The 19,259-nt window shown below is 70.2% G+C and carries 16 protein-coding genes and 2 tRNA genes; 7 read left to right on the top strand and 11 right to left on the bottom strand.

Going from position 1 to position 19,259, the window contains the following annotated elements; genetic code table 11:
* Positions 1–2 precede the first annotated feature (2 nt).
* On the top strand, positions 3–326 hold the full coding sequence (locus ACFY01_RS27250) for a DMT family transporter (RefSeq protein WP_390738364.1): 324 nt from the start codon (positions 3–5) through the stop codon (positions 324–326).
* Positions 327–437: 111 nt separating this feature from the next.
* A complete protein-coding gene (locus ACFY01_RS27245; protein ID WP_390738363.1) occupies positions 438–779 on the top strand; it encodes a DUF1330 domain-containing protein in 342 nt (113 codons plus the stop codon).
* Here ACFY01_RS27245 and ACFY01_RS27240 read toward each other — a convergent pair.
* From ACFY01_RS27240 to ACFY01_RS27230, 3 genes are read right to left on the bottom strand one after another with little or no spacing between them, the layout of a single operon-like run.
* On the bottom strand, positions 776–2,614 hold the full coding sequence (locus tag ACFY01_RS27240) for a dipeptide ABC transporter ATP-binding protein (protein ID WP_390738362.1): 1,839 nt from the start codon (positions 2,612–2,614) through the stop codon (positions 776–778). The two genes, ACFY01_RS27245 and ACFY01_RS27240, sit on opposite strands and share 4 nt — an antisense overlap.
* On the bottom strand, positions 2,611–3,513 hold the full coding sequence (locus ACFY01_RS27235; RefSeq protein WP_390738361.1) for an ABC transporter permease: 903 nt from the start codon (positions 3,511–3,513) through the stop codon (positions 2,611–2,613). The genes ACFY01_RS27240 and ACFY01_RS27235 overlap by 4 nt, the downstream gene beginning before the upstream one ends.
* Positions 3,510–4,496 (bottom strand): ABC transporter permease, encoded by a 987-nt coding sequence (locus ACFY01_RS27230; RefSeq protein ID WP_390738360.1) that lies wholly within the window; start codon positions 4,494–4,496, stop codon positions 3,510–3,512. The genes ACFY01_RS27235 and ACFY01_RS27230 overlap by 4 nt, the downstream gene beginning before the upstream one ends.
* Before the next feature lie 140 nt (positions 4,497–4,636).
* Between ACFY01_RS27230 and ACFY01_RS27225 the strand changes: the two genes are divergently transcribed.
* The gene (locus ACFY01_RS27225; protein ID WP_390738359.1) at positions 4,637–6,319 is read left to right on the top strand and encodes an ABC transporter family substrate-binding protein; all 1,683 of its coding nucleotides are present in this window, start codon (positions 4,637–4,639) and stop codon (positions 6,317–6,319) included.
* A 4-nt stretch (positions 6,320–6,323) separates the two neighbouring features.
* Here ACFY01_RS27225 and ACFY01_RS27220 read toward each other — a convergent pair whose 3' ends face one another.
* Positions 6,324–6,929 carry a TetR/AcrR family transcriptional regulator gene (locus tag ACFY01_RS27220; protein WP_390738570.1) on the bottom strand — a complete coding sequence of 202 codons (606 nt, stop codon included), beginning with the start codon at positions 6,927–6,929 and terminating at the stop codon, positions 6,324–6,326.
* 196 nt (positions 6,930–7,125) lie between these two features.
* Between ACFY01_RS27220 and hisN the strand changes: the two genes are divergently transcribed.
* Positions 7,126–7,926, top strand: coding sequence for a histidinol-phosphatase (gene hisN, locus ACFY01_RS27215; RefSeq protein WP_390738358.1), 801 nt, complete (start codon positions 7,126–7,128; stop codon positions 7,924–7,926).
* Between the two features lie 162 nt (positions 7,927–8,088).
* Positions 8,089–8,490 carry a cyclic nucleotide-binding/CBS domain-containing protein gene (locus ACFY01_RS27210; RefSeq protein WP_390738357.1) on the top strand — a complete coding sequence of 134 codons (402 nt, stop codon included), beginning with the start codon at positions 8,089–8,091 and terminating at the stop codon, positions 8,488–8,490.
* Between the two features lie 52 nt (positions 8,491–8,542).
* On the opposite strand, the gene ACFY01_RS27205 is transcribed toward ACFY01_RS27210, so the two are convergent.
* Positions 8,543–9,994 carry a catalase gene (locus ACFY01_RS27205; RefSeq protein WP_390738356.1) on the bottom strand — a complete coding sequence of 484 codons (1,452 nt, stop codon included), beginning with the start codon at positions 9,992–9,994 and terminating at the stop codon, positions 8,543–8,545.
* A 127-nt stretch (positions 9,995–10,121) separates the two neighbouring features.
* Here ACFY01_RS27205 and ACFY01_RS27200 point away from each other — a divergent pair, with 127 nt between their 5' ends.
* Positions 10,122–10,538: a Fur family transcriptional regulator gene (locus ACFY01_RS27200; RefSeq protein ID WP_390738355.1), complete on the top strand. Its 417-nt coding sequence runs from the start codon at positions 10,122–10,124 to the stop codon at positions 10,536–10,538.
* A gap of 131 nt (positions 10,539–10,669) precedes the next feature.
* On the opposite strand, the gene ACFY01_RS27195 is transcribed toward ACFY01_RS27200, so the two are convergent.
* The 4 genes from ACFY01_RS27195 to ACFY01_RS27180 form a co-directional block, all read right to left on the bottom strand.
* A tRNA-Met gene (locus tag ACFY01_RS27195) sits at positions 10,670–10,743 on the bottom strand.
* Positions 10,744–11,164: 421 nt separating this feature from the next.
* Positions 11,165–13,012, bottom strand: a complete 1,848-nt coding sequence (locus ACFY01_RS27190; protein WP_390738354.1) for a tetratricopeptide repeat protein — start codon at positions 13,010–13,012, stop codon at positions 11,165–11,167.
* Between the two features lie 218 nt (positions 13,013–13,230).
* Positions 13,231–13,304 (bottom strand) — tRNA-Met (locus tag ACFY01_RS27185).
* Between the two features lie 42 nt (positions 13,305–13,346).
* The gene (locus ACFY01_RS27180; protein WP_390738569.1) at positions 13,347–16,244 is read right to left on the bottom strand and encodes a UPF0182 family protein; all 2,898 of its coding nucleotides are present in this window, start codon (positions 16,242–16,244) and stop codon (positions 13,347–13,349) included.
* Between the two features lie 164 nt (positions 16,245–16,408).
* On the opposite strand from ACFY01_RS27180, the gene ACFY01_RS27175 reads away from it, so the two are divergent.
* Entirely contained in the window at positions 16,409–16,951 is a 543-nt protein-coding gene (locus tag ACFY01_RS27175; protein WP_390738353.1) for a PPA1309 family protein, read from the top strand.
* A gap of 27 nt (positions 16,952–16,978) precedes the next feature.
* Here ACFY01_RS27175 and ACFY01_RS27170 read toward each other — a convergent pair whose 3' ends face one another.
* The gene (locus ACFY01_RS27170; protein WP_390738352.1) at positions 16,979–18,076 is read right to left on the bottom strand and encodes a PDZ domain-containing protein; all 1,098 of its coding nucleotides are present in this window, start codon (positions 18,074–18,076) and stop codon (positions 16,979–16,981) included.
* A 343-nt stretch (positions 18,077–18,419) separates the two neighbouring features.
* Positions 18,420–18,881, bottom strand: coding sequence for a molybdenum cofactor biosynthesis protein MoaE (locus ACFY01_RS27165; RefSeq protein WP_390738351.1), 462 nt, complete (start codon positions 18,879–18,881; stop codon positions 18,420–18,422).
* Positions 18,882–19,259: the final 378 nt, after the last annotated feature.

The raw sequence follows: 19,259 nt of genomic DNA, 5'->3' as shown, positions 1-19,259 counted from the left end.
ACATGGCGTGGCTGCTGGTCATCGTGGCCGGAATGCTCGAGACCGGCTTCGCCGTGTGCCTCAAGCTCTCCCACGGTTTCACCCGGCTGTGGCCCACGGTCGCCTTCTGCTGCTTCGCCCTCGGCAGCTTCGGCCTGCTCACCCTCTCCCTGAAGAAGCTGGACGTGGGCCCGGCCTACGCGGTGTGGACCGGTATCGGCGCGGCGGGCACCGCGATCTACGGCATGGTCTTCCTCGGTGACCTGGTCTCCACCCTGAAGATCGTCTCCATCAGCATGGTCATCGCCGGCGTGATCGGCCTTCAGCTGTCCGGCTCGGCCCACTAGTACCGGACATCCGGCCTTACCTCGGAGGTAATCGCCGGGTACGGGCCCTCGTCGCTACGTTCGGTACGCCGTCCCGCGGGGGGCGTGCGCGAGCGAGCGAAGGAGCGTGCCGTGGCCGCCTATGGCTTCGCGCATCTGCGCGACCGTCGTCATCACCCGGACGTGCTGGAGTACTTGGAGCGCATCCAGGGCACCCTCGACCCCTTCCACGGGCGTTTCGTCATCCACGGCCCGCCGGCCGAGGTGGTGGAGGGCGACTGGACGGGCAGCATGGTGCTGATCGAGTTCCCCGGGCTGGCCGAGGCGCGCGCCTGGTACGCCTCCCCCGCCTACCAGGCGATCCTCCGGCTGCGGACCGACCACATCGTGGGCGACCTGCTGCTCATCGAGGGCGTCGGCCCGAACTACGACCCCCGGCGACGGGCCGAGAAGCTGCGGGCCGAAGCCGCCTAGAGGACCTCCCGTACCCGCGGGAAGTGGCAGGCCGCCCCGTCGCCGCCGCCGTCTCCGCCGCCGTCGCCGCCGTCTCCGTCTCTGTCCGCGTCCAGCACCGGAACGTCGTGGGCGCACCGCTTCCGCTCCTCCTCCGCGAGCTGCGCGTACAGCGGGCAGCGGGTCCGGAACCGGCAGCCGTCGTGGCGGCGGGTGGGGCTCGGCGGGTCGCCGGCGAGCAGGATCCGCGTCCGCCGCCGCTCCCGCTCCGGGTCGGGCAGGGGTACCGCGGACAGCAGGGCCTGGGTGTAGGGGTGCCGGGGGCGGGCGAAGACCTCGTCGACCGGGCCGGCCTCGACCGTGCGGCCGAGGTAGACCACGCTGACGCGGTCCGCGATGTTCCGGACGACGGACAGGTCGTGGGAGACGAAGAGGTAGGCCAGCCCCAGTTCCTCCTTCAACCGCTGGAGCAACTCCAGCACCCCGGCCTGGACCGAGACGTCGAGGGCGGAGACCGGCTCGTCCAGGACGAGCAGTTCCGGCTCGACGGACAGGGCGCGGGCGATGCCGACGCGCTGGCGCTGGCCGCCGGAGAACTCGTGCGGGAAGCGGTCCGCGCGCGCCGGGTCGAGGCCTACCCGGGCGAGCAGTTCGGGCACCCGGCGGGCGATCGTGGCCCGGTCGGCGCCCTGGGTGCGCAGCGGCTCGGCGACGATGTCCCCGACGGTCAGCCGCGGGTCGAGGGAGGCCATCGGGTCCTGGAAGACGATCTGGATCCGCCGCCGCAACGCCTTGACCTGAGCCTTGGTGAGCGTCCCGAGGCGCTGCCCGAACAGTTCGACGGATCCGCCTTCCGGAGCGGCCAGTTCGAGCAGTTCGAAGAGGGTGGTCGACTTCCCGGACCCGGACTCGCCGACCAGGGCGAGGGTCTCGCCCCGCCGGACGTCGAGGTCGACGCCGTCGACGGCGTACACCGTGCCGACGCGGCGTTTGAAAGCGGTGCCCTTGAGGACGGGGAAGGTGCGGGTGAGCCCGCGCACCCGCACCACCGGCTCCCCGGTGGCCCGTTGCGTCCGGCGCGGGGTGTCGAGGCGGGGGACGGCCGCCAGGAGCCGCTGGGTGTACGGCTCCTTCGGGTGCCGGAAGACCTCCACCGCGGTGCCCGACTCGACGACCCGGCCCTCGTGCATGACGGCGACCCGGTCGGCCGTCCGGGCGATCACCCCGAGGTCGTGGCTGACCAGCAGCACCGCGGCGCCGGTCTCGCGCTGGGCGGTGCGCAGGACGTCGAGGACCTGGGCCTGGATGGTGACGTCCAGGGCGGTGGTCGGTTCGTCCGCCAGGATCAGGTCGGGTGCGTTGGCCATCGCCATGGCGATCATGGCGCGCTGGCGCATGCCGCCGGAGAACTCGTGCGGGAACGCCCTGGCCCGCAGGGCGGGTTCGGGGATGCCGACGAGGTCGAGCAGTTCGACGGCGCGGGTGGACGCCTGCTCCCGGGAGACGTCCTGGTGGGCGCGGACGGCCTCGGCGATCTGGTCGCCGATCCGGTACACGGGCGTGAACGCGGACAGCGGGTCCTGGAAGACCATCGAGACACGGCGGCCCCGGATCCGGGTCAGCTCCCGCTCGGGTGCGCCGAGGAGTTCGGTGCCGTCGAGCCGTACGGACCCGCGTACCGACGCGTTGCCCGGCAGCAGCCCGAGGAGGGCGAGCGCGGTCGCGGACTTGCCGGAGCCGGACTCGCCGACCAGCCCGAGGACCTGGCCGCGTTCGAGGGCGAGGTTCACCGAGCGGACCGCGGGTCTGCCGTCGAAGTCGACGTCCAGACCGGTCACTTCCAGCAACGGGCTCATCGGGAGGCACCCTTCGAGGTGGGGTCCAGGGCGTCCCGCAGCCCGTCGCCCACCAGGTTCACGGCCAGCACGAACACGACCAGCAGCCCGGCCGCGAAGAAGAACATCCACGGGTACGTCACCGCCGCGCCCGTCCCCGAGGCGATGAGCGTGCCCAGGGACACGTCGGGCGGCTGCACGCCGAAGCCGAAGTAGGACAGCGCGGTCTCGCTCATCACCGCGCCGCCGACCTGAATGGTGGCGTCGATGATGAGGAAGGAGGCGACGTTGGGCAGCACGTGCCGCCAGATGATCCGGAAAGGTCCCACGCCCATGTACCGCGCCGCCCGCACGAACTCGCGCTCCTTGAGCGAGAGGGTCATCGACCGCACCACCCGGGCCGTGATCATCCACCCGAACACGGCGAGCAGTCCGACGAAGGCGAACCAGCCCCCCGAACGCAGCCGGGGCGAGACGATCGCGATGATCAGGAAGGACGGGAAGACCAGCAGCAGGTCGACGAAGAACATCAGCAGCCGGTCCGTCCAGCCGCCGAAATAGCCCGCCGAGGCCCCGACCAGCGAGGCGAGCCCGGTGGACAGCACAGCCACGAGCAACCCGATGACCAGCGACTTCTGAAGCCCGCGCACGGTCTGCGCGAACACGTCCTGACCGATCCGGTTGGTGCCCCACCAGTGGTCGGCGCCGGGCGCGGCGCGCAGGGCGGTGTAGTCGATGTGACTGTACGACCACGGGGTGACGTACGGCCCGGCGAAGGCCAGCAGGAAGAGCAGCACGAGGACGACGGCCCCGGCGAGGGCGGTGCGGTTGCGGACGAAGCGGCGCAGCACGACACCGGCGCGGCCGGCGGGTGCGGGGGCTTCGCTGACGTCGACGGCTTCGGGAATCGTGGCGGTCATGACGCCTGCCTGATGCGCGGGTCGAGGGCGGCGTGCAGGAGGTCGGCGAGGAAGCCGGAGGCCAGCACGGTGACGGCGGCGAAGATGTTGACGGCGACGACCGAGTTCACGTCGTTCTTCCAGATCGAGTCCACGAACCACTCCCCCATCCCGTGCCAGCCGAAGATCGTCTCCGTGAAGGTGGCCCCCGTGAACAGCGCGAGGAAGCCGTAGGAGAAGTAGGTCGACATCGGTATGAGCGCCGTACGCAGGCCGTGCTTCAGCAGCACCGTCCACCGCCCGAGCCCTTTGGCGCGCGCGGTGCGCAGGTAGTCGGAGCCGAGTACGTCGAGCATGGTGCTGCGCTGGTAGCGGCTGTAGCTCGCCACCGCGAAGAGCGCGACGGACAGGGTGGGCAGCAGCAGGTGTACCGACCGGTCCCTGAGAACCGTCCAGAAGCCGCCGTCCACTCCGGGGCTCTTCTCGCCCGTGAACTGGATCAGATCCGTCCCGGTCGTCTGGTTGAACCAGATCGCACCGGTTTTGAGCAGGATCGCCAGCAGGAACACGGGGGTCGACAGGAGGGCGAAGGACGTGATGGTGACCGCCCGGTCGCTGAAACGGTACTGCCGTACGGCTGTCCACGCGCCGGCCAGGACGCCCACGACCGTGCCGAGGAGCGTGCCGGCGAGCAGCAGTCGCAGGCTCACCCCGAGCCGCCGCCCGAACTCGGCGTTCACCGACCTGCCGTCGATCGTCTGCCCGGCATCGCCGCGCACCGCGTGCCCGGCCCACCGCAGGAAGCGGGTGAGGAGCGGTTCATGGTCGTTGACTCCGATCTCGGTGAGGTGGTGGTTCACCGCGGCCGGGGAGACGGGCGGCTGCCGGGCCGCGTAGTACTCGCGCGGGTCGAGTGCCAAGGAGGCCAGCAGATAGGAGAGGCAGACGGCGGCCACGAGCAACACGGCGTAGTAGCCGAGGCGTTTGGCCAGGTAGGCAAGCACAGAGGAAATGGTCCAGGCGCCTTGTTGCCACATCATGAAGAGAACATGACAGCCCATCAGGACCTCTCCCCCGATGGTCGTGAGCCGTTCTACGTTCGGCGCATCCGGCACCTCCGCCCGCCCCCACGAAGGACATCGACATGCGCCAGACCCCCGCCGCAGCCTGGACCGCCGCCACCGCGGCCGCCGCGTTGCTGGTGACCGGCTGCGGCTCCGCCGACGACGGCAGACCCGCGGCGCAGAGAAGCGCGGCCCCGGCCGGCAGCCAGGAGATCAACGCGCATCCCCTCGGCGACATCAGGCAGGGCGGCACCCTCAAGCTGCCGATCTCCCAGTGGATCGCGGACTACAACCGCTACACCGCCAACGGCAACCAGGGCGACGCGGCGGACATCAACGAGCTCGTCGAACCCAGCCTGTTCAACGCGGACGCCCAGGGCCAGTCGCACCCGGACAAGGACTTCCTGCTGTCCGCCGAGGTGACCTCGACCAGTCCGCAGACGGTCGTCTACAAACTGAACCCCAAGGCGAAGTGGTCCGACGGCAAGTCGCTGAGCTGGCGCGACTTCCAGGCAGTCTGGAGGGCCCTGAACGGCAAGGACAAGGACTACGAGGCCGCCAACACCTCCGGCTACGACCAGATCACCAAGGTCGAGCAGGGGGCCGACGCCCACCAGGTCAAGGTCACCTTCGGCAAGCCGTACGCCGACTGGAAGCGACTGTTCGACCCCCTCCTGCCGGCCGCCGGGATCGACACGCCGGAGAAGTTCAACAAGGGCTGGACGGAGAAGATCCCGATCACCGGTGCCGCCTTCAAGATCTCCTCGTACGACAAGACGGCTCAGACGATCACCGCGGTCCCGGACCCCGACTGGTGGGGCACCAAGCCCAAGCTGGACTCGATCGTCTTCCGCGCCCTCGACTACACGGCCTGGACGGACGCCTATCTCAACAAGGAGATCGACTACGCCTCCGCGCTCCTCCCCGAGGACTACAAGCGGCTCGCGAAGGCGGCCGGCACCGACATCCGCGTCGGCGCCCGCTGGGACGAGGTGCACATCGAGTTCAACGGCGCGCGCGGCCCGCTCAAGGACGTCCGGGTCCGCCAGGCCCTCCAGCACGCCATCGACCGCAAGGCCATCGCCACCGCCTTCGGCAAGGACCTCCCGGTCAGGCTCAAGACCTACGGCAGCCACTTCTTCATGCCCAACCAGGCGGGCTACCAGGACAACTCCGGTACCTACGGCACGTACGACCTGAAGAAGGCGGGCGAGCTGCTGGACGCGGCGGGATGGAAACTCCAGGGCGAGAACCGGGTCAAGGGCGGCAAACAGCTCACCCTGCACTACACGCTCAGCTCGGGCTCCACCTCGGCCCAGGTGGACCAGGCGGAGCTGGTGCAGGCGCAGCTCGGCCAGGCGGGCATCAAGCTGGTCATCGACAAGGTGCCGGCCAACGACTACTTCTCCAAGTACGTCACCATTGGCAACTTCGAGCTCACCAGCTTCCGTTGGGTCGACCAGGTGTTCCGGTCCGAGGCGTACCCGATCTACCGCGAAACCTCCGGCAAGAACCTCTACGAGAACTACGGCTCGGTCGGCTCCCCGGAGGTCGACGCGCTGCTGGAGAAGGCGAGCCGGACCAACGACACGGCTGCCGCCAACAAGCTCTACAACGAGGCAGACGCCAGGATCTGGGCCCTCGGCCACTCGATCCCGCTCTACCAGCGCCCGCAGATCCTCGCCGTCCGCTCGAACCTCGCGAACTTCGGCGCTGGTGGACTGGCGGACGACGACTACACGAAGGTGGGCTGGCTGAAGTAACCACTCACACCGACTGCCGCGGAAGGACGGCCCGCACCAACTCCCCCACCCCGCCCTCCCCCGGCGGAGCCGCCACGCAGGACAGGGCCAGCCGTACGGCCAGTTCGCAGGACCTGACGAGCTCGGCGGTGTCCTTTGGGGCCGCGCCGGGACCGGTCAGCACCGTCACCACCCGGTCCCGCACGATCTGCACGAAGTCGCCGGGCGAGGGCAGCGGGCCGTCCGCCCGGCGCTGCGCCGGTACGGCGGAGGAGGACGGCACGGCGGACAGCGTCGGCGCGGGCAGGCGCTCGCTCCAGCAGCCCGTGAGCATGGCCCGTACCAGCGCGTTGTCCCGGGCGGCCGACGTCATCCACTCGGCGGTGGCGGTGAGCCGCTCGCGCGGGTCGGCGTGCGCGGCGAGCGCCCGTTCCACCCCGGCGACGTACTCGTCGGCCTCTCTCCGTACCAGCGCTCTGGCCAGCCCTTCCTTGCTGCCGAACTCGTTGTACAGCGTCTGCCGGGACACTCCGGCCGCCGCGGCCACGTCCACCATCCGCACGGCGGACCACGGCCGTCGCGCAAGCGCCGTGTAGGCGGCGTCCAGTAGGGATTCCCGCGCTGCAGGCATCATCGCCTCCCTCGGCGAGCGGCTCTGCGCCCAGATTTGACGCGCACACAGGCACTGTCAAGGGTTCACGAAGGCACCGGGGGGCGCCTTCGAACCACCGTGCGCGTGTCCACCGGCCCTCTCCGCACCCCGGCCCGGCGCACACCCCCCCGCCCCCCGGTAGCCCCACCCCAGGTCACCCGGATACGGTTCCTGCATGCCCGACTACCTCGACGATCTCCGCCTCGCCCACGTCCTCGCGGACGCGGCCGACGCCGCGACGACGGCTCGCTTCAAGGCCCTCGACCTCAAGGTGGAGACCAAGCCGGACATGACCCCGGTGAGCGAGGCGGACAGGGCCGCCGAAGAGCTCATCCGCGGCCAGCTCCAGCGCGCCCGCCCCAGGGACGCGATCCTCGGCGAGGAGTACGGCATCGAGGGCACCGGCCCCCGCCGCTGGGTGATCGACCCGATCGACGGCACCAAGAACTACGTCCGCGGCGTCCCCGTCTGGGCCACCCTCATCTCCCTGATGGAGGCGGCCGAGGGCGGCTACCAGCCCGTCGTCGGCCTCGTCTCCGCCCCCGCCCTCGGCCGCCGCTGGTGGGCCGCGAAGGGCCACGGCGCCTTCACCGGCCGCAGCCTGACCTCCGCCACCCGCCTGCGCGTCTCCCGCGTCTCGAAGCTCGCCGACGCCTCCTTCGCGTACTCCTCGCTCAGCGGCTGGGAGGAGCGGGGCAGCCTGAACGGCTTCCTCGACCTCACCCGCGAGGTCTGGCGCACGCGCGCGTACGGCGACTTCTGGCCCTACATGATGGTCGCCGAGGGCTCGGTCGACCTCTGCGCCGAGCCCGAGCTGTCCCTGTGGGACATGGCCGCCAACGCGATCATCGTCACCGAGGCCGGCGGCACCTTCACCGGCCTCGACGGCCGCCCGGGCCCGCACAGCGGCAATGCGGCCGCGTCGAACGGCCTGCTGCACGACGAGTTGCTGGGGTACCTCAACCAGCGCTACTGAGCAGCACGAGGTGATCACGCACGCCCTCAACTGGCTGCGCGCGCCCTCTTGTTGACCCGCCCTTTACCTGGGACGCTGAGGGCACCCTCAGTTGTGAACTTGTGAATCGATGAACGATGTGCTTCACGGGTTCACCGGATCTGTTGGAGGTGCCTCCATCCCATGCTCGTCCGAGACGCCATGAGCACGGTGGTCCTCACCGTCGGCCCCGCCCACACGCTCCGCCAAGCCGCCGCCCTGATGTCCGCCCGCCGGGTCGGCGCCGCCATCGTCCTCGACCCGGATGCCGGCGGCATCGGGATCCTGACCGAGCGGGACATCCTCAACTCCGTGGGCCTCGGCCAGAACCCGGACACGGAACGCATCCACGCCCACACCACCAACAACGTCGTCTTCGCTGCCCCGACCTGGACCCTGGAGGAGGCCGCCCGCGCCATGGCCCACGGCGGCTTCCGCCACCTCATCGTCCTCGACCGCGGCGAGCCCGCCGGGATCGTCTCGGTCCGCGACATCATCCGCTGCTGGGTGCCGGCACCGGCCCAGCCGCACGTCGTACCGGCCTGAACGCCCGACAGGCCGGGCCCCGCGAGGGACCCGGCCCGTCAGTCGGTGCCCGTCAGCCGCGCAGGGCCTGGACCGCGATCTCCAGCCGCTTGCCGAAGTCACCGCCGGCCCGGCGGAAGTTGTCGATCGCGCGCTCGGCGATGTCGTCCCGCGAGACCTGCGCGAGGGCGCCCGCGAGGTTCTTGACCAAGCGCTCCTTCTCGCCCTCCGACATCAGCCGGTAGAGGTTGCCCGCCTGGACGAAGTCGTCGTCCTCGGCATGCACGGGGGCCGCCTGGTCGCCGGTGACGCCGGAGACGGGGACCGGCTGCCAGAGCGGGCGGTCCGTCTGGAAGGGGCCCCCGAAGCTGTTCGGCTCGTAGTTCCTGGCGCCCTTGTGGCGGCCGTCGTACAGCTGACCGTCACGGGAGTTGGTGCGCGCCTCGGTGGCGTGCGGGCGGTTCACCGGCAGGTGGCCGGCGTTGATGCCGACGCGGTAGCGGTGGGCGTCGCCGTAGGCGAAGAGGCGGCCCTGGAGCATCTTGTCCGGGGACGGGCCGATGCCGGGGACGAAGTGCGCCGGGGAGAAGACCGACTGCTCGACCTCGGCGAAGATGTTCTCCGGGTTGCGGTTCAGCTCCAGCTTGCCGATCTCGACGACCGGGTAGTCGGCGTGCGGCCACACCTTGGTCAGGTCGAAGGGGTTGAAGCGATAGGTCCGGGCCTCGGCGGCGGGCATGATCTGCACGCCGACGGTCCAGCTCGGGTACTCACCGCGCTCGATGGCCTCGCGCAGGTCGCGCTGGTGGGAGTCGGGGTCCTCACCGGCGACCCTGGCGGCCTCCTCGGCGGTCAGGTTCCTGATCCCCTGGTCGGTCTTGAAGTGGTACTTGACCCAGAAGACCTCCCCGGTCTCGTTGTTCCACTGGAAGGTGTGCGAGCCGAAGCCGTCCATGTGGCGGTAGGACGCCGGAATGCCGCGGTCGCCGAAAAGCCAGGTCACCTGGTGGGTCGACTCGGGGGACAGCCCCCAGAAGTCCCAGACGTTGTCCGCCTCCTGCGAGCCGGTGTACGGGTCGCGCTTCTGCGTGTGGATGAAGTCCGGGAACTTGATGGCGTCCTTGATGAAGAACACCGGGGTGTTGTTGCCGACGAGGTCGTAGTTGCCCTCCTCGGTGTAGAACTTCAGCGCGAAGCCACGCGGGTCACGGACCGCGTCCGCGGCGCCCAGGCTGCCGGCCACGGTCGAGAAGCGCAGGAAGACCTCGGTCTGCTTGCCGACCTCGGAGAGGAACGCGGCGCGCGTGTACGGGGTGACGTCGGCGGTCACCGTGAAGGTGCCGTAGGCGCCCGCGCCCCGGGCGTGCACCACGCGCTCCGGAATGCGCTCGCGGTTGAAGTGGGCCAGCTTCTCCAGGAGGAGCTGGTCCTGGACGAGCACCGGCCCGCCGGCACCCGCGGTCTCGCTGTTCTGGTTGTCGGCCACCGGTGCACCGGTCTCCGTCGTGAGCGGTCCCTGCGTCACGTCTACCCATCCCTACAACTTGATCAACAATCAACCTCGATCCTACATTAGACAAAATCCAAATCAAGCAAGGCTCCAAACTCACACATGTTCGGAAACTGGTCCTCTTGCTGTTAAGCTGATTCGCATGAGCGACCTTCTGGAACGGCTGCGCGGACGCGGATGGCGGATGACCGCGCAGCGACGCGTCGTGGCCGAGGTCCTCGACGGCGAACACGTCCATCTGACGGCCGACGAGGTCCACGCCCGGGCTGTCGCCAAGCTGCCCGAGATCTCCAGGGCGACCGTCTACAACACCCTCGGCGAGCTGGTCTCCCTCGGCGAGGTGATCGAGGTCTCCACCGACCAGCGGGCCAAGCGGTACGACCCGAACGCGCACCGCCCGCACCAGCACCTGGTCTGCGCCCGGTGCGGCGCGATCCGGGACGTCCACCCGATCGGCAACCCGCTGTCCGACCTCCCCGACTCGGAGCGCTTCGGCTTCACGATCTCGGACGTCGAGGTGACCTACCGCGGCGTCTGCCCGAACTGCGCGGCAGCCTGACCCCACCCCGAAGCCCCGGCCCCCTGAAGGGGCGCCGGGGCTTCGCGCCACCCCCGCTCCCCCAGAGAACGCCAAAACGCCAAACACCGAGGGCCGGAACCCATTCCTGGATTCCGGCCCTCGGCCTTCAGTAGCGGGGACAGGATTTGAACCTGCGACCTCTGGGTTATGAGCCCAGCGAGCTACCGAGCTGCTCCACCCCGCGTCGGTGAACCCGACATTACGTGAAGGATGCGCCGGGAAGCAAATCGCTTTCGATCAGGCGGTCTGTACGGCGGTCGGGGATGGGGGCGCAGCCCTGCGGGGCTCAGAGGGAGCGAGCCCACAGGGGTGTGGGCGCGTAGCTCCGCAGGGACGTAGGGGGCGCGGCCCCGGCCGGGTGCACGGGCACAGCCCGGCGGTGGCCTGGGGCGCAGCCCAGCGGAGTCCAGGGGGCGCAGCGCCGGTGGGGTGCAGGGGGCGCAGCCCCGCGGGGGTCCAGGGGGCGCAGCCCCCGGTGGGGTTGGAGGGGCACAGCCCCTGGGGACGGGAATGCGACGGGAATGGGTAGGGGCGGCGGGGGCGAGACATCCGGCGGCAACCACAGCCCCCGCCCCCCGCCCCCGCCCCCGCCCCCCAGCGGAGCGCTACGCCGACAACTCCTCCCGCAAAGCGTCCCGCAACCGCGCCGCCCGCGCAGCGACCTCCGCCGGCCCGAGCGTCACCGCCCGGTCGGCCCACCGCTGCCCGACCGCCAGCTCGCCCCGACGCGCGTAGACGAGGGCCAGCCGAAGCGCCGCCCGCCCGTGCCCTGCGTCCGCGGCCCGCTCCCACCACACCGCCGCCTCGGGCTCACTGCCCTCCCGGGCGAGCAGCAGCCCTAGATTGAACGCCCCGTTCCGCGACCCGGCCTCCGCCGCCGCCCGGTACCACCGCGCCGCCTCGACCACGTCTCCCCGGGCCGCCGCCAGCATCCCGACCCGCACCTGCGCCCGCCGGTGCCCCTGGCACGCCGCCCGCTCGTACCACTCCTCGCACTCGGTCTTCTCGTGCACGACCTCACCGAGCTCGTGCGCCGGCTCGGCCGGCCGCCGCGCGTCGAGCACGGTCGCCAGCCGGTACGCGGCCTCCGCGCTGCCGCCGCCCGCCGCGCACCGCAGATGCCGCTCGGCCTCCTGCTCGTCGCCCTCCCGCAGCCGCGCGATGCCGACCTGGAGCGCCGCCTCCGTGTGCCCGGCGGCGGCCGCACGCTCGTACCAGCCCAGCGCGACGACGTCCTCGCCCCGCCCGGCGTACAGGATCCCCAGGTTGAACGCGGCGTCCACGCTCCCGGCCTCGGCCGCCTTGGAGAACCACGGCTCCGCGCCCGTCGTGTCGCCGCCCTGCAACAGCAGGATGGCGAGCGCGTTCGCCGCCTCCCGGTGCCCGGCGTACGCGGCCCGCCGGTACCACTGCTCGGCCTGCGCGGTCCTTCCCTGCTCGGCGCAGAGCAGGGCGAGGTTGTAGGCGCCGTTGTCGTCACCGGCGTCCGTCGCCGCCCGGTACCACCGTTCGGCGGTCTGCGTCTCGCCGCGCTCGGCGTGCAGCGCGCCGAGCGCGTTGGCCGCGTTGCCGTCGCCGTCCTGCGCGGCCCTGAGCCACCACACGGCCGCGCTGTCGGTGTCCCCGGCGTCGCGCAGCAGGAAGCCGAGCGCGCAGGCGGCGCGCGCCTCACCGTCCTTGGCGGAGGTCAGGTACCAGCGCCCGGCCTCCTTCAGCTCACCCCGCTTCTCCAGGATCGCGCCGAGGTGCAGCGCGGCCCGCCGGTGCCCGCGTGCGGCGGCCTGGCGGTACCACTGCTCGCTCTCCTCGACAGCGTTGTCGGTGCCGGTTTCCTCCTCGTTCGCGGCTCTGCGGTCGAGTGCGCGCGCCAGCCGGTAGGCGGCCTCCCGGTGGCCGCGCTCGGCGGCGGCCCGCATCCACTGCTCGGCGGCGGGTTCGTCCCCGCGGTGCTCGAGCAGGTCGGCGAGCGCGTACGCGCCCAGTGCGTGCCCCTGTTCGGCGGACTGGCGCAGCCAGTACTCGGCGGCGGGCTCGTCCCCGCGCTCGCGGTGGTGCCGGCCCAGCGCGTGCGCGGCCGCCGCGGAACCGGCGACGGCGGCGATCCGCCACCATCCGGCGGCCTCGTCGGCGTACCCCCGCTGGTGCAGGAGGACGCCGAGGTTGTTGGCGGCGGCCCGGTCGCCGGCCGCCGTGGCGGCACGCAGATGGGGTTCGGCGCCGTCGAGGTCGCCGCGGCGCAGCAGCATGGCTCCGAGGACGCTCATCGCCTCGGCGTCACCGGCCTGAGCGGCGAGCCGCTGACGCGCCTCCTCCGCGGCCTCACCGGCCTCGTCGCGGTCGGCGGACGGCACGAGGTCGGCGGGCAGCACAACGTCGGCATCCTGCGCAAAGTCAGCAGGCTGCACAAAAGGCCCTGTCTCCAACAGAGATGCCTTGTCCCCCATAACGTCCATCGTCGCACCACCTACAACCGGGGTACACCCGGTATACCGCAGCCCGTGAGGTCACTTCAGCGTTTTGTCGACATGCCCACAGAGAGACAAGTCAAACACAGATCGCCGAACTCCCCACGGCGGCGCGGCGGCTCCGCGCACCGGAAAATGCGTTCGCCGCCGCCTCCGCACACCACGAAGGCCCGGATCCAGTTTTGGATCCGGGCCTTCGATTTCAGTAGCGGGGACAGGATTTGAACCTGCGACCTCTGGGTTATGAGCCCAGCGAGCTACCGAGCTGCTCCACCCCGCGCCGTTGTGTGCCAACCGTATCACGGCGCGGGGTGCCGCTTGATCAGCCCGATCGGCCGCCACCGGTCTTGTCGGGCTGGGACTGCGCCTTCTCGGCCCGCTTCAGCGCGTCCTCCAGGTCCTTCTGCGCCTGGCCGTACGCCGTCCAGTCGTTCTTCTTCAGGGCATCCTGGCCCTCGTCGAACGCCTTCTGGGCGTCCTTCAGGGCCTGCTGGACCGTCGGGTTGTCGGACGTGGGCGGGTTGGCGTTACCGGTGCCGGTGTCCGTGTCGGACGGTGTGGTCGACGGCTTCGCCCCGAAGACCACATCCAGGGCGCCGTCGAGGGTGTTCTCGAAGGCGGTCTTACCCCCGTAGGTCACCAACACCTTCTTCAGCAGCGGGTACTTGAGGCCGCCGCCGCGCACATAGACCGGCTCCGCGTACAGCAGGCCCCCCTCGAGCGGCACGGTCAGCAGATTGCCGTACTCGATGTCGGAGTCGCCGCCCTTGAGCAGCTTGATGGCCGCGGCGATCTCCTGTTCGGAGTTGAACTTGCTCTGGACCTGTTTCGGTCCTTCGACCGCCGTGCTCGTCGGCAGTTTCAGCACTCTGATCTTGCCGTAGTCGCTCGTGCCCGCCTCGGCGTCGACCGACATGAAGGCGCTCAGGTTGTCCCGGCCGTTGGGCGTGAACGTGGTGGACAGCGAGAACGCCTGCGACGCCTGGCCGGGCATCTTCATGCTGAGGTAGTACGGCGGCACCGCGTTGCCCGACTTGTTGGTCGGGTCGTTCGGCACCTGCCACACCTCGCTGCCGGTCAGGAAGGTCTGCGCGTCGGTCACGTGGTAGCGGGTGAGCAGCTCGCGCTGGACCTTGAACAGGTCCTGCGGATAGCGCAGATGGGCCATCAGGGAGTCGGAGATGGCACCCCTGGGCTTCACCGTCCCTGGGAACGCCTTCATCCAGGTCTTCAGGACCGGGTCCTTGGTGTCCCACTGGTAGAGCTTGATCTCGCCGGTGTACGCGTCGACGGTCGCCTTCACCGAGTTGCGGATGTAGTTGACCTGGTTCTGCTGGGCCACCACCGCGCGGTTGTTGTTGGTGGCGGTCAGCGAGTCGGCGGTCGTGTCACCGAGGGTCGTACGGGAGGCGTAGGGAAATCCGTTAGTCGTCGTGTACGCGTCGACGATCCACTGGATACGGCCGTCCACGACGGCCGGATAGGCGTCACCGTCGATGGTCAGCCAGGGCGCGACCGCCTCCACGCGTTCCTTCGGCGTGCGGTTGTAGAGGATCCGCGAGCCCTTGCCGATGGCGCCCGAGTAGAGGATCTGCGGCTCGTTGAAGGCCACCGCGTAGGCGGCGCGGTTGATCGGGCTGGAGAGGCTGACGCCGCTCGTGGCCTTGTAGCTGGTGGTCTTCTCGCCCTCGTTGTCGGAGTAGTCGACCTCCTTCTGGGGGCCGCCGACGATGGAGTACGTGGTGGTCTTCTCGCCGTAGTAGACGCGCTGCTGGTACGTCGGCAGGTCGCCCCTGGACGGCAGGTTCTTCTCGGTGTAGACCGGCTGGCCTTCGGAGTCCGCCTCGGTGCCCTTGGCGGCGACCACCCCGTAGCCGTGGGTGTAGCGGAAGTGGTTGTTGATCCAGTTCTTCTTCGGGATGCCTGCGAGGTTCAGCTCGCGCAGACCGATGACGGTGTCTTGGTCCTTACCGTCCTCGCCGTCCTTGCCGTACCGGTCGACGTCGAGGTTGGTCGGGAAACCGTAGTAGTTCCGCATCTGCTGCATCTGCTGGAACGTGGGCGAGACGATGTTCGGGTCGAGGATCCGGATGCTCGCCGCCTTGCCGGCGTCGTCGCGCAGGGTCGTCTTGTCCTTGGTGGTGCTCTCGCCCGCGTACTCGGAGACGTCCGCGTCGTCGATGCCGTACGCCTCACGCGTGGCCTTGATGTTCTTCTCGACGTACGGCGCTTCCTTGGCCTGCTCGTTCGGCTGGACCTGGAACTTCTGGACGATCGCCGGGTACAGGCCGCCGATGAGGATCGCCGAGAGCACCATCAGGCCGAAGCCGATCACGGGCAGCTGCCAGGTGCGCCGCCACAGGGTGGCGAAGAACAGCAGGGCGCAGATGACGGCGATGAAGAACAGGATCGTCTTGGCGGGCAGGTAGGCGTTGGCGTCGACGTACCTCAGGCCGGTCCAGTGGTCGCTGGCCTTGAAGTCGCTGGACTTGACCGCCAGCCCGTAGCGGTCGAGCCAGTAGGCGACCGCCTTCAGGGCGACGAAGACACCGAGGAGCACCGACAGGTGCCCGGTCGCCGCGGCCGTGGCGCGCGCGCCCGGGCTGGTGACGCGCAGCCCGCCGTACAGGTAGTGGGTGAGCGCGGCGGCGATCAGGGACAGGATCGCGGCGGCGAAGCCGAAGCCCACCAGGAACCGGTACCAGGGCAGGTCGAAGGCGTAGAACGAGACGTCCAGGTGGAACTGGGGGTCCTTCTGGTGGAAGGGCACGCCGTTGACCCACATCAGCCAGGTCCGCCACTGGCCGGCCGCGGAGGCGCCCGCGATCAGGCCCACCAGGGCGGTGATGGCGATCAGCAGCCACTTCTTGTACGGCGCGATCCCCATGCGGTAGCGGTCCAGGCTCTGCTGCTCCATGGACATGGCGCTCAGCGGGGGCCGCATCCGGTGGGCCAGCCAGATGTTGAAGCCGACCGCTATGGCCATCAGCAGCCCGAAGACGAAGAACAGGCCGGTCTTCGTCCACAGGGTGGTGGTGAACACGGACGAGTAGTGCACCGAGCGGTACCAGAGCCAGTCCGTCCAGAAGCCGGCGAACATGGTGAACGCCATGCCGAGCGCGGCGAGGACCCCCAAGGTCATGAGCAGGGTCCGGGCTCGCCGGGACGGGCGGCCCACTCTGATCCGCGGCCCCGTCGGGCCTCCGCCGCGGTCCGGCATCTGGAAAGCCAAGGTGCGCCCCTCGAAGTTCGCTGTCGATCCGTCAGGCCCTCGTGTTCTCGGGCCCTCCGTGGTCCCCCGTGATCGCGGTCCCACACATATGCAACTTACTCACGGTTTACTCGGTTCCCGATTCCGGCCGGGAACGAGGCAGGATTGTGACCATGTCCAACACTCCCATGGCAGCGAGCCCGCTCACCCGGGCCGTACTCGAGATCGACGAGTACGCCTCCGGCCTCGGCTGGGACCAGCCCGCTCGCCTTTTCGCCCTCGTAGACACCGCGCGGCTGCGGGCCCAGGAACCCTCGCTCGCGGCGCAGCTCGGCCTCCAGGACGAGCCGGAGACCACCGGTCTCACCCCGATCGAGCAGGACGAGGTTCCAACGGACCGGCCGCTCGACGAGTTCCTCGGCACCATCGCCTGGCCCGACGCGGTGGCCGGCTGCGCGCTGACCGTGGAACGCCTGATGCTGCCGCCGTCCGCCGAGGCCCAGGTCCCCGAGGGCCTGAACGAGGCGAAGCTGGCGAAGTGGGTGGCCGCCCACCCCGAGCGCCAGGAGGTCCGCATGACGGTGGCGGTGCTGCGCGACGGCACCCGCGAGTCGGCGCTGCGGCTGCGCGAGAAGGACTCCCCGACGGAGGTCCTCACCGGCCCCGAGCTGGTGCCGGGGCTGACGGACGCGCTGAGGGCGACGTTCGAGGAGTGAGCTGACCGATCTCGCCGACTGCCGGGGTCAGCCCTTGGTCGTGCACTTCGGCAGGTCCGCGGTGTCGCCGCCGCGGATGTCCTTGAGGGCCTCGAGGGCGTCCTTGATGGTGTGCACCTTGACCAGCCGGAGTCCGCTCGGGGTGTCCTTGGCGGCGGCGGCACAGTTCTCGGCGGGCGTCAGGAAGTACTGGGCGCCCTTGTCGCGCGCGCCGACGGTCTTCATCTCGATGCCGCCGATCGGTCCGACCTTGCCGTCGTCGTCGATGGTGCCGGTGCCGGCGACGAACTTGCCGCCGGTCAGGTCGCCCGGGGTGAGCTTGTCGTAGATGCCGAGGGAGAACATCAGGCCGGCGCTGGGGCCGCCGACGTCGGCGAGCTTGATGTCGATCGTGAACGGGAAGGTGTGGTCGGTCCCGGCGGAGATGCCGACGATGGCGCGCTTGGCTCCGCTGTCGTGGGAGGTCGCCGTGGTGATCTTGACGTCGTCGGTCGTGGTCGCCGTCCGGTGCTCCTTCTCGGCGGCGGCCTGTTCCTTGGCCGGGACGATCTTGAACACGACGTCCTGGCCGGGCTTGTGCTTGGTCACCAGCTTGGCGACGTCGGCCGGCTCCTTGACCGCCGTGCCGTCCACAGCCTTGATCACGTCACCGGCGTGCAGCCGGCCCTCGGCCGGGGAGTCCTTGACCACCGTGGAGACGATCACCCACGACTTCACCGGGACGCCCAGTTCCTTCAGGGCGGCGACCTTGGCGCTCTCCTGCGACTGGGTGAATTCCTCGGCGTTCTCCTGGGTGGACTGCTCCTCCGTCTTGCCGTCCGGGTAGAGCGTGTCGTGCGGCACGACCTTGCCGTCGTGGGCGAGCCATCCGTATACGGCCTCCACCAGGTTCATCCGGTAGTCGGCGCTGGTGACCCTGACGGTGGTCATGTTGAGGTGCCCCGAGGCCGCGTACGTCTTGTGCCCGGAGATCTGAAGCACCGGCTCGCCGTCGTGGTCCCCCAGGGTGTTCACGGTCGGCCCCGGAGACATCTCCGAGTACGGCACGGGGATGAAGACTCCCGCGCACAGGAGCGCGATCAGCATCAGGGTGGAGGCGAGCATCGTCGCGGTGCGGCGTGGCATGTCTCGACAGTACGGGACGCCCCTGTCGGCGCACCGTCAGGGCCGCCTTTGTACCGTCCCCGTCAAGTACGGGAGTGGGACCTCTCCATGGCCTCACGGAAACGGGCGTACCCGTCCAGCTCGGGACCGTCGCTCCGGACCTTCCGAGTCCGGTTGGCCCAACTGCCCCACAGACCGGCACCGATGGCAGCAACCAACGGAATCAACAACCAGGCGAGCGCCGCCATGGCGACCTCCCAACCCCAATGTGAGCATCCGGACTGACTGATCAGCAGATTAACCTTCCGCACTGACAACGCTCACGGGAGGGGTCCGGTTACGCAACCCGGGTACGGCAGGTGGCTCAGCAGGCGCCGACCCACTCCTCTGTGCCGTCCGAGAACTTCTGGTGCTTCCAGATCGGCACCTCGTGCTTGAGGTCGTCGATCAGCTTCCGGCAGGCCTCGAAGGCCTCCGCCCGGTGCGGACACGCGACCGCTACGACGACGGCGAGATCGCCGACCACCAGCTCCCCCACACGGTGCACGGCCGCCAGCGCCCGCACCGGAAAGTCCGCGACGACCTTCTCCGCGACGCGCCGCATCTCCGCCTCGGCACTCGGATGACACGAATACCCGAGCGCGTCGACGTCGGCACCCCCGTCGTGATTCCGCACCGTCCCCACGAACAGCGCGATCCCCCCGGCGGCCTCGTCCCCCACGGCCCCGAACACCTCGTCCACCGAGAGGGCGCTCTCCCGGACACCGATCAACCTGATGGGATCCTGACCGGCACGCTCGCCCGGGTGCTCCCTGTTGGCTTCCATACGACCATCGTGCCGCACCCCACGAACAACGCGAAACAACACGGTCCCTCAGCCTCCAGCACCCCCCTCCGCCCGGCACAACAACCCACACCAAGGCCCCCGCCCCGCCGCGACTGGGCCACACAGCCCCAGCGGAGCGCTGGGGCGGAGCCCCACGAGGGGCCCAGGGGGCGCAGCCCCGCAGGGTCCAGGGGGCGCAGCCCCCGGCGGGGTGCACGGGCGCAGCCCCGCAAGCGCCCAGGGGCGGAATGCCCCGCAGGGGCCCAGGGACACAGCCACAGGGACCCAAGGCGGGGTGCAGGGGCGGAGCCTCGCAGGGTCCAGGGGGCGCAGCCCCCGGCGGGGTGCACGGGCGCAGCCCCGCAAGCGCCCAGGGGC

Origin of the sequence: Streptomyces sp. NPDC001480 (assembly GCF_042894725.1) — a bacterium.
Taxonomy (GTDB): domain Bacteria; phylum Actinomycetota; class Actinomycetes; order Streptomycetales; family Streptomycetaceae; genus Streptomyces.
Note: the sequence above shows the minus strand (reverse complement) of the source record. Positions and strands in the feature narration are given on the sequence as shown.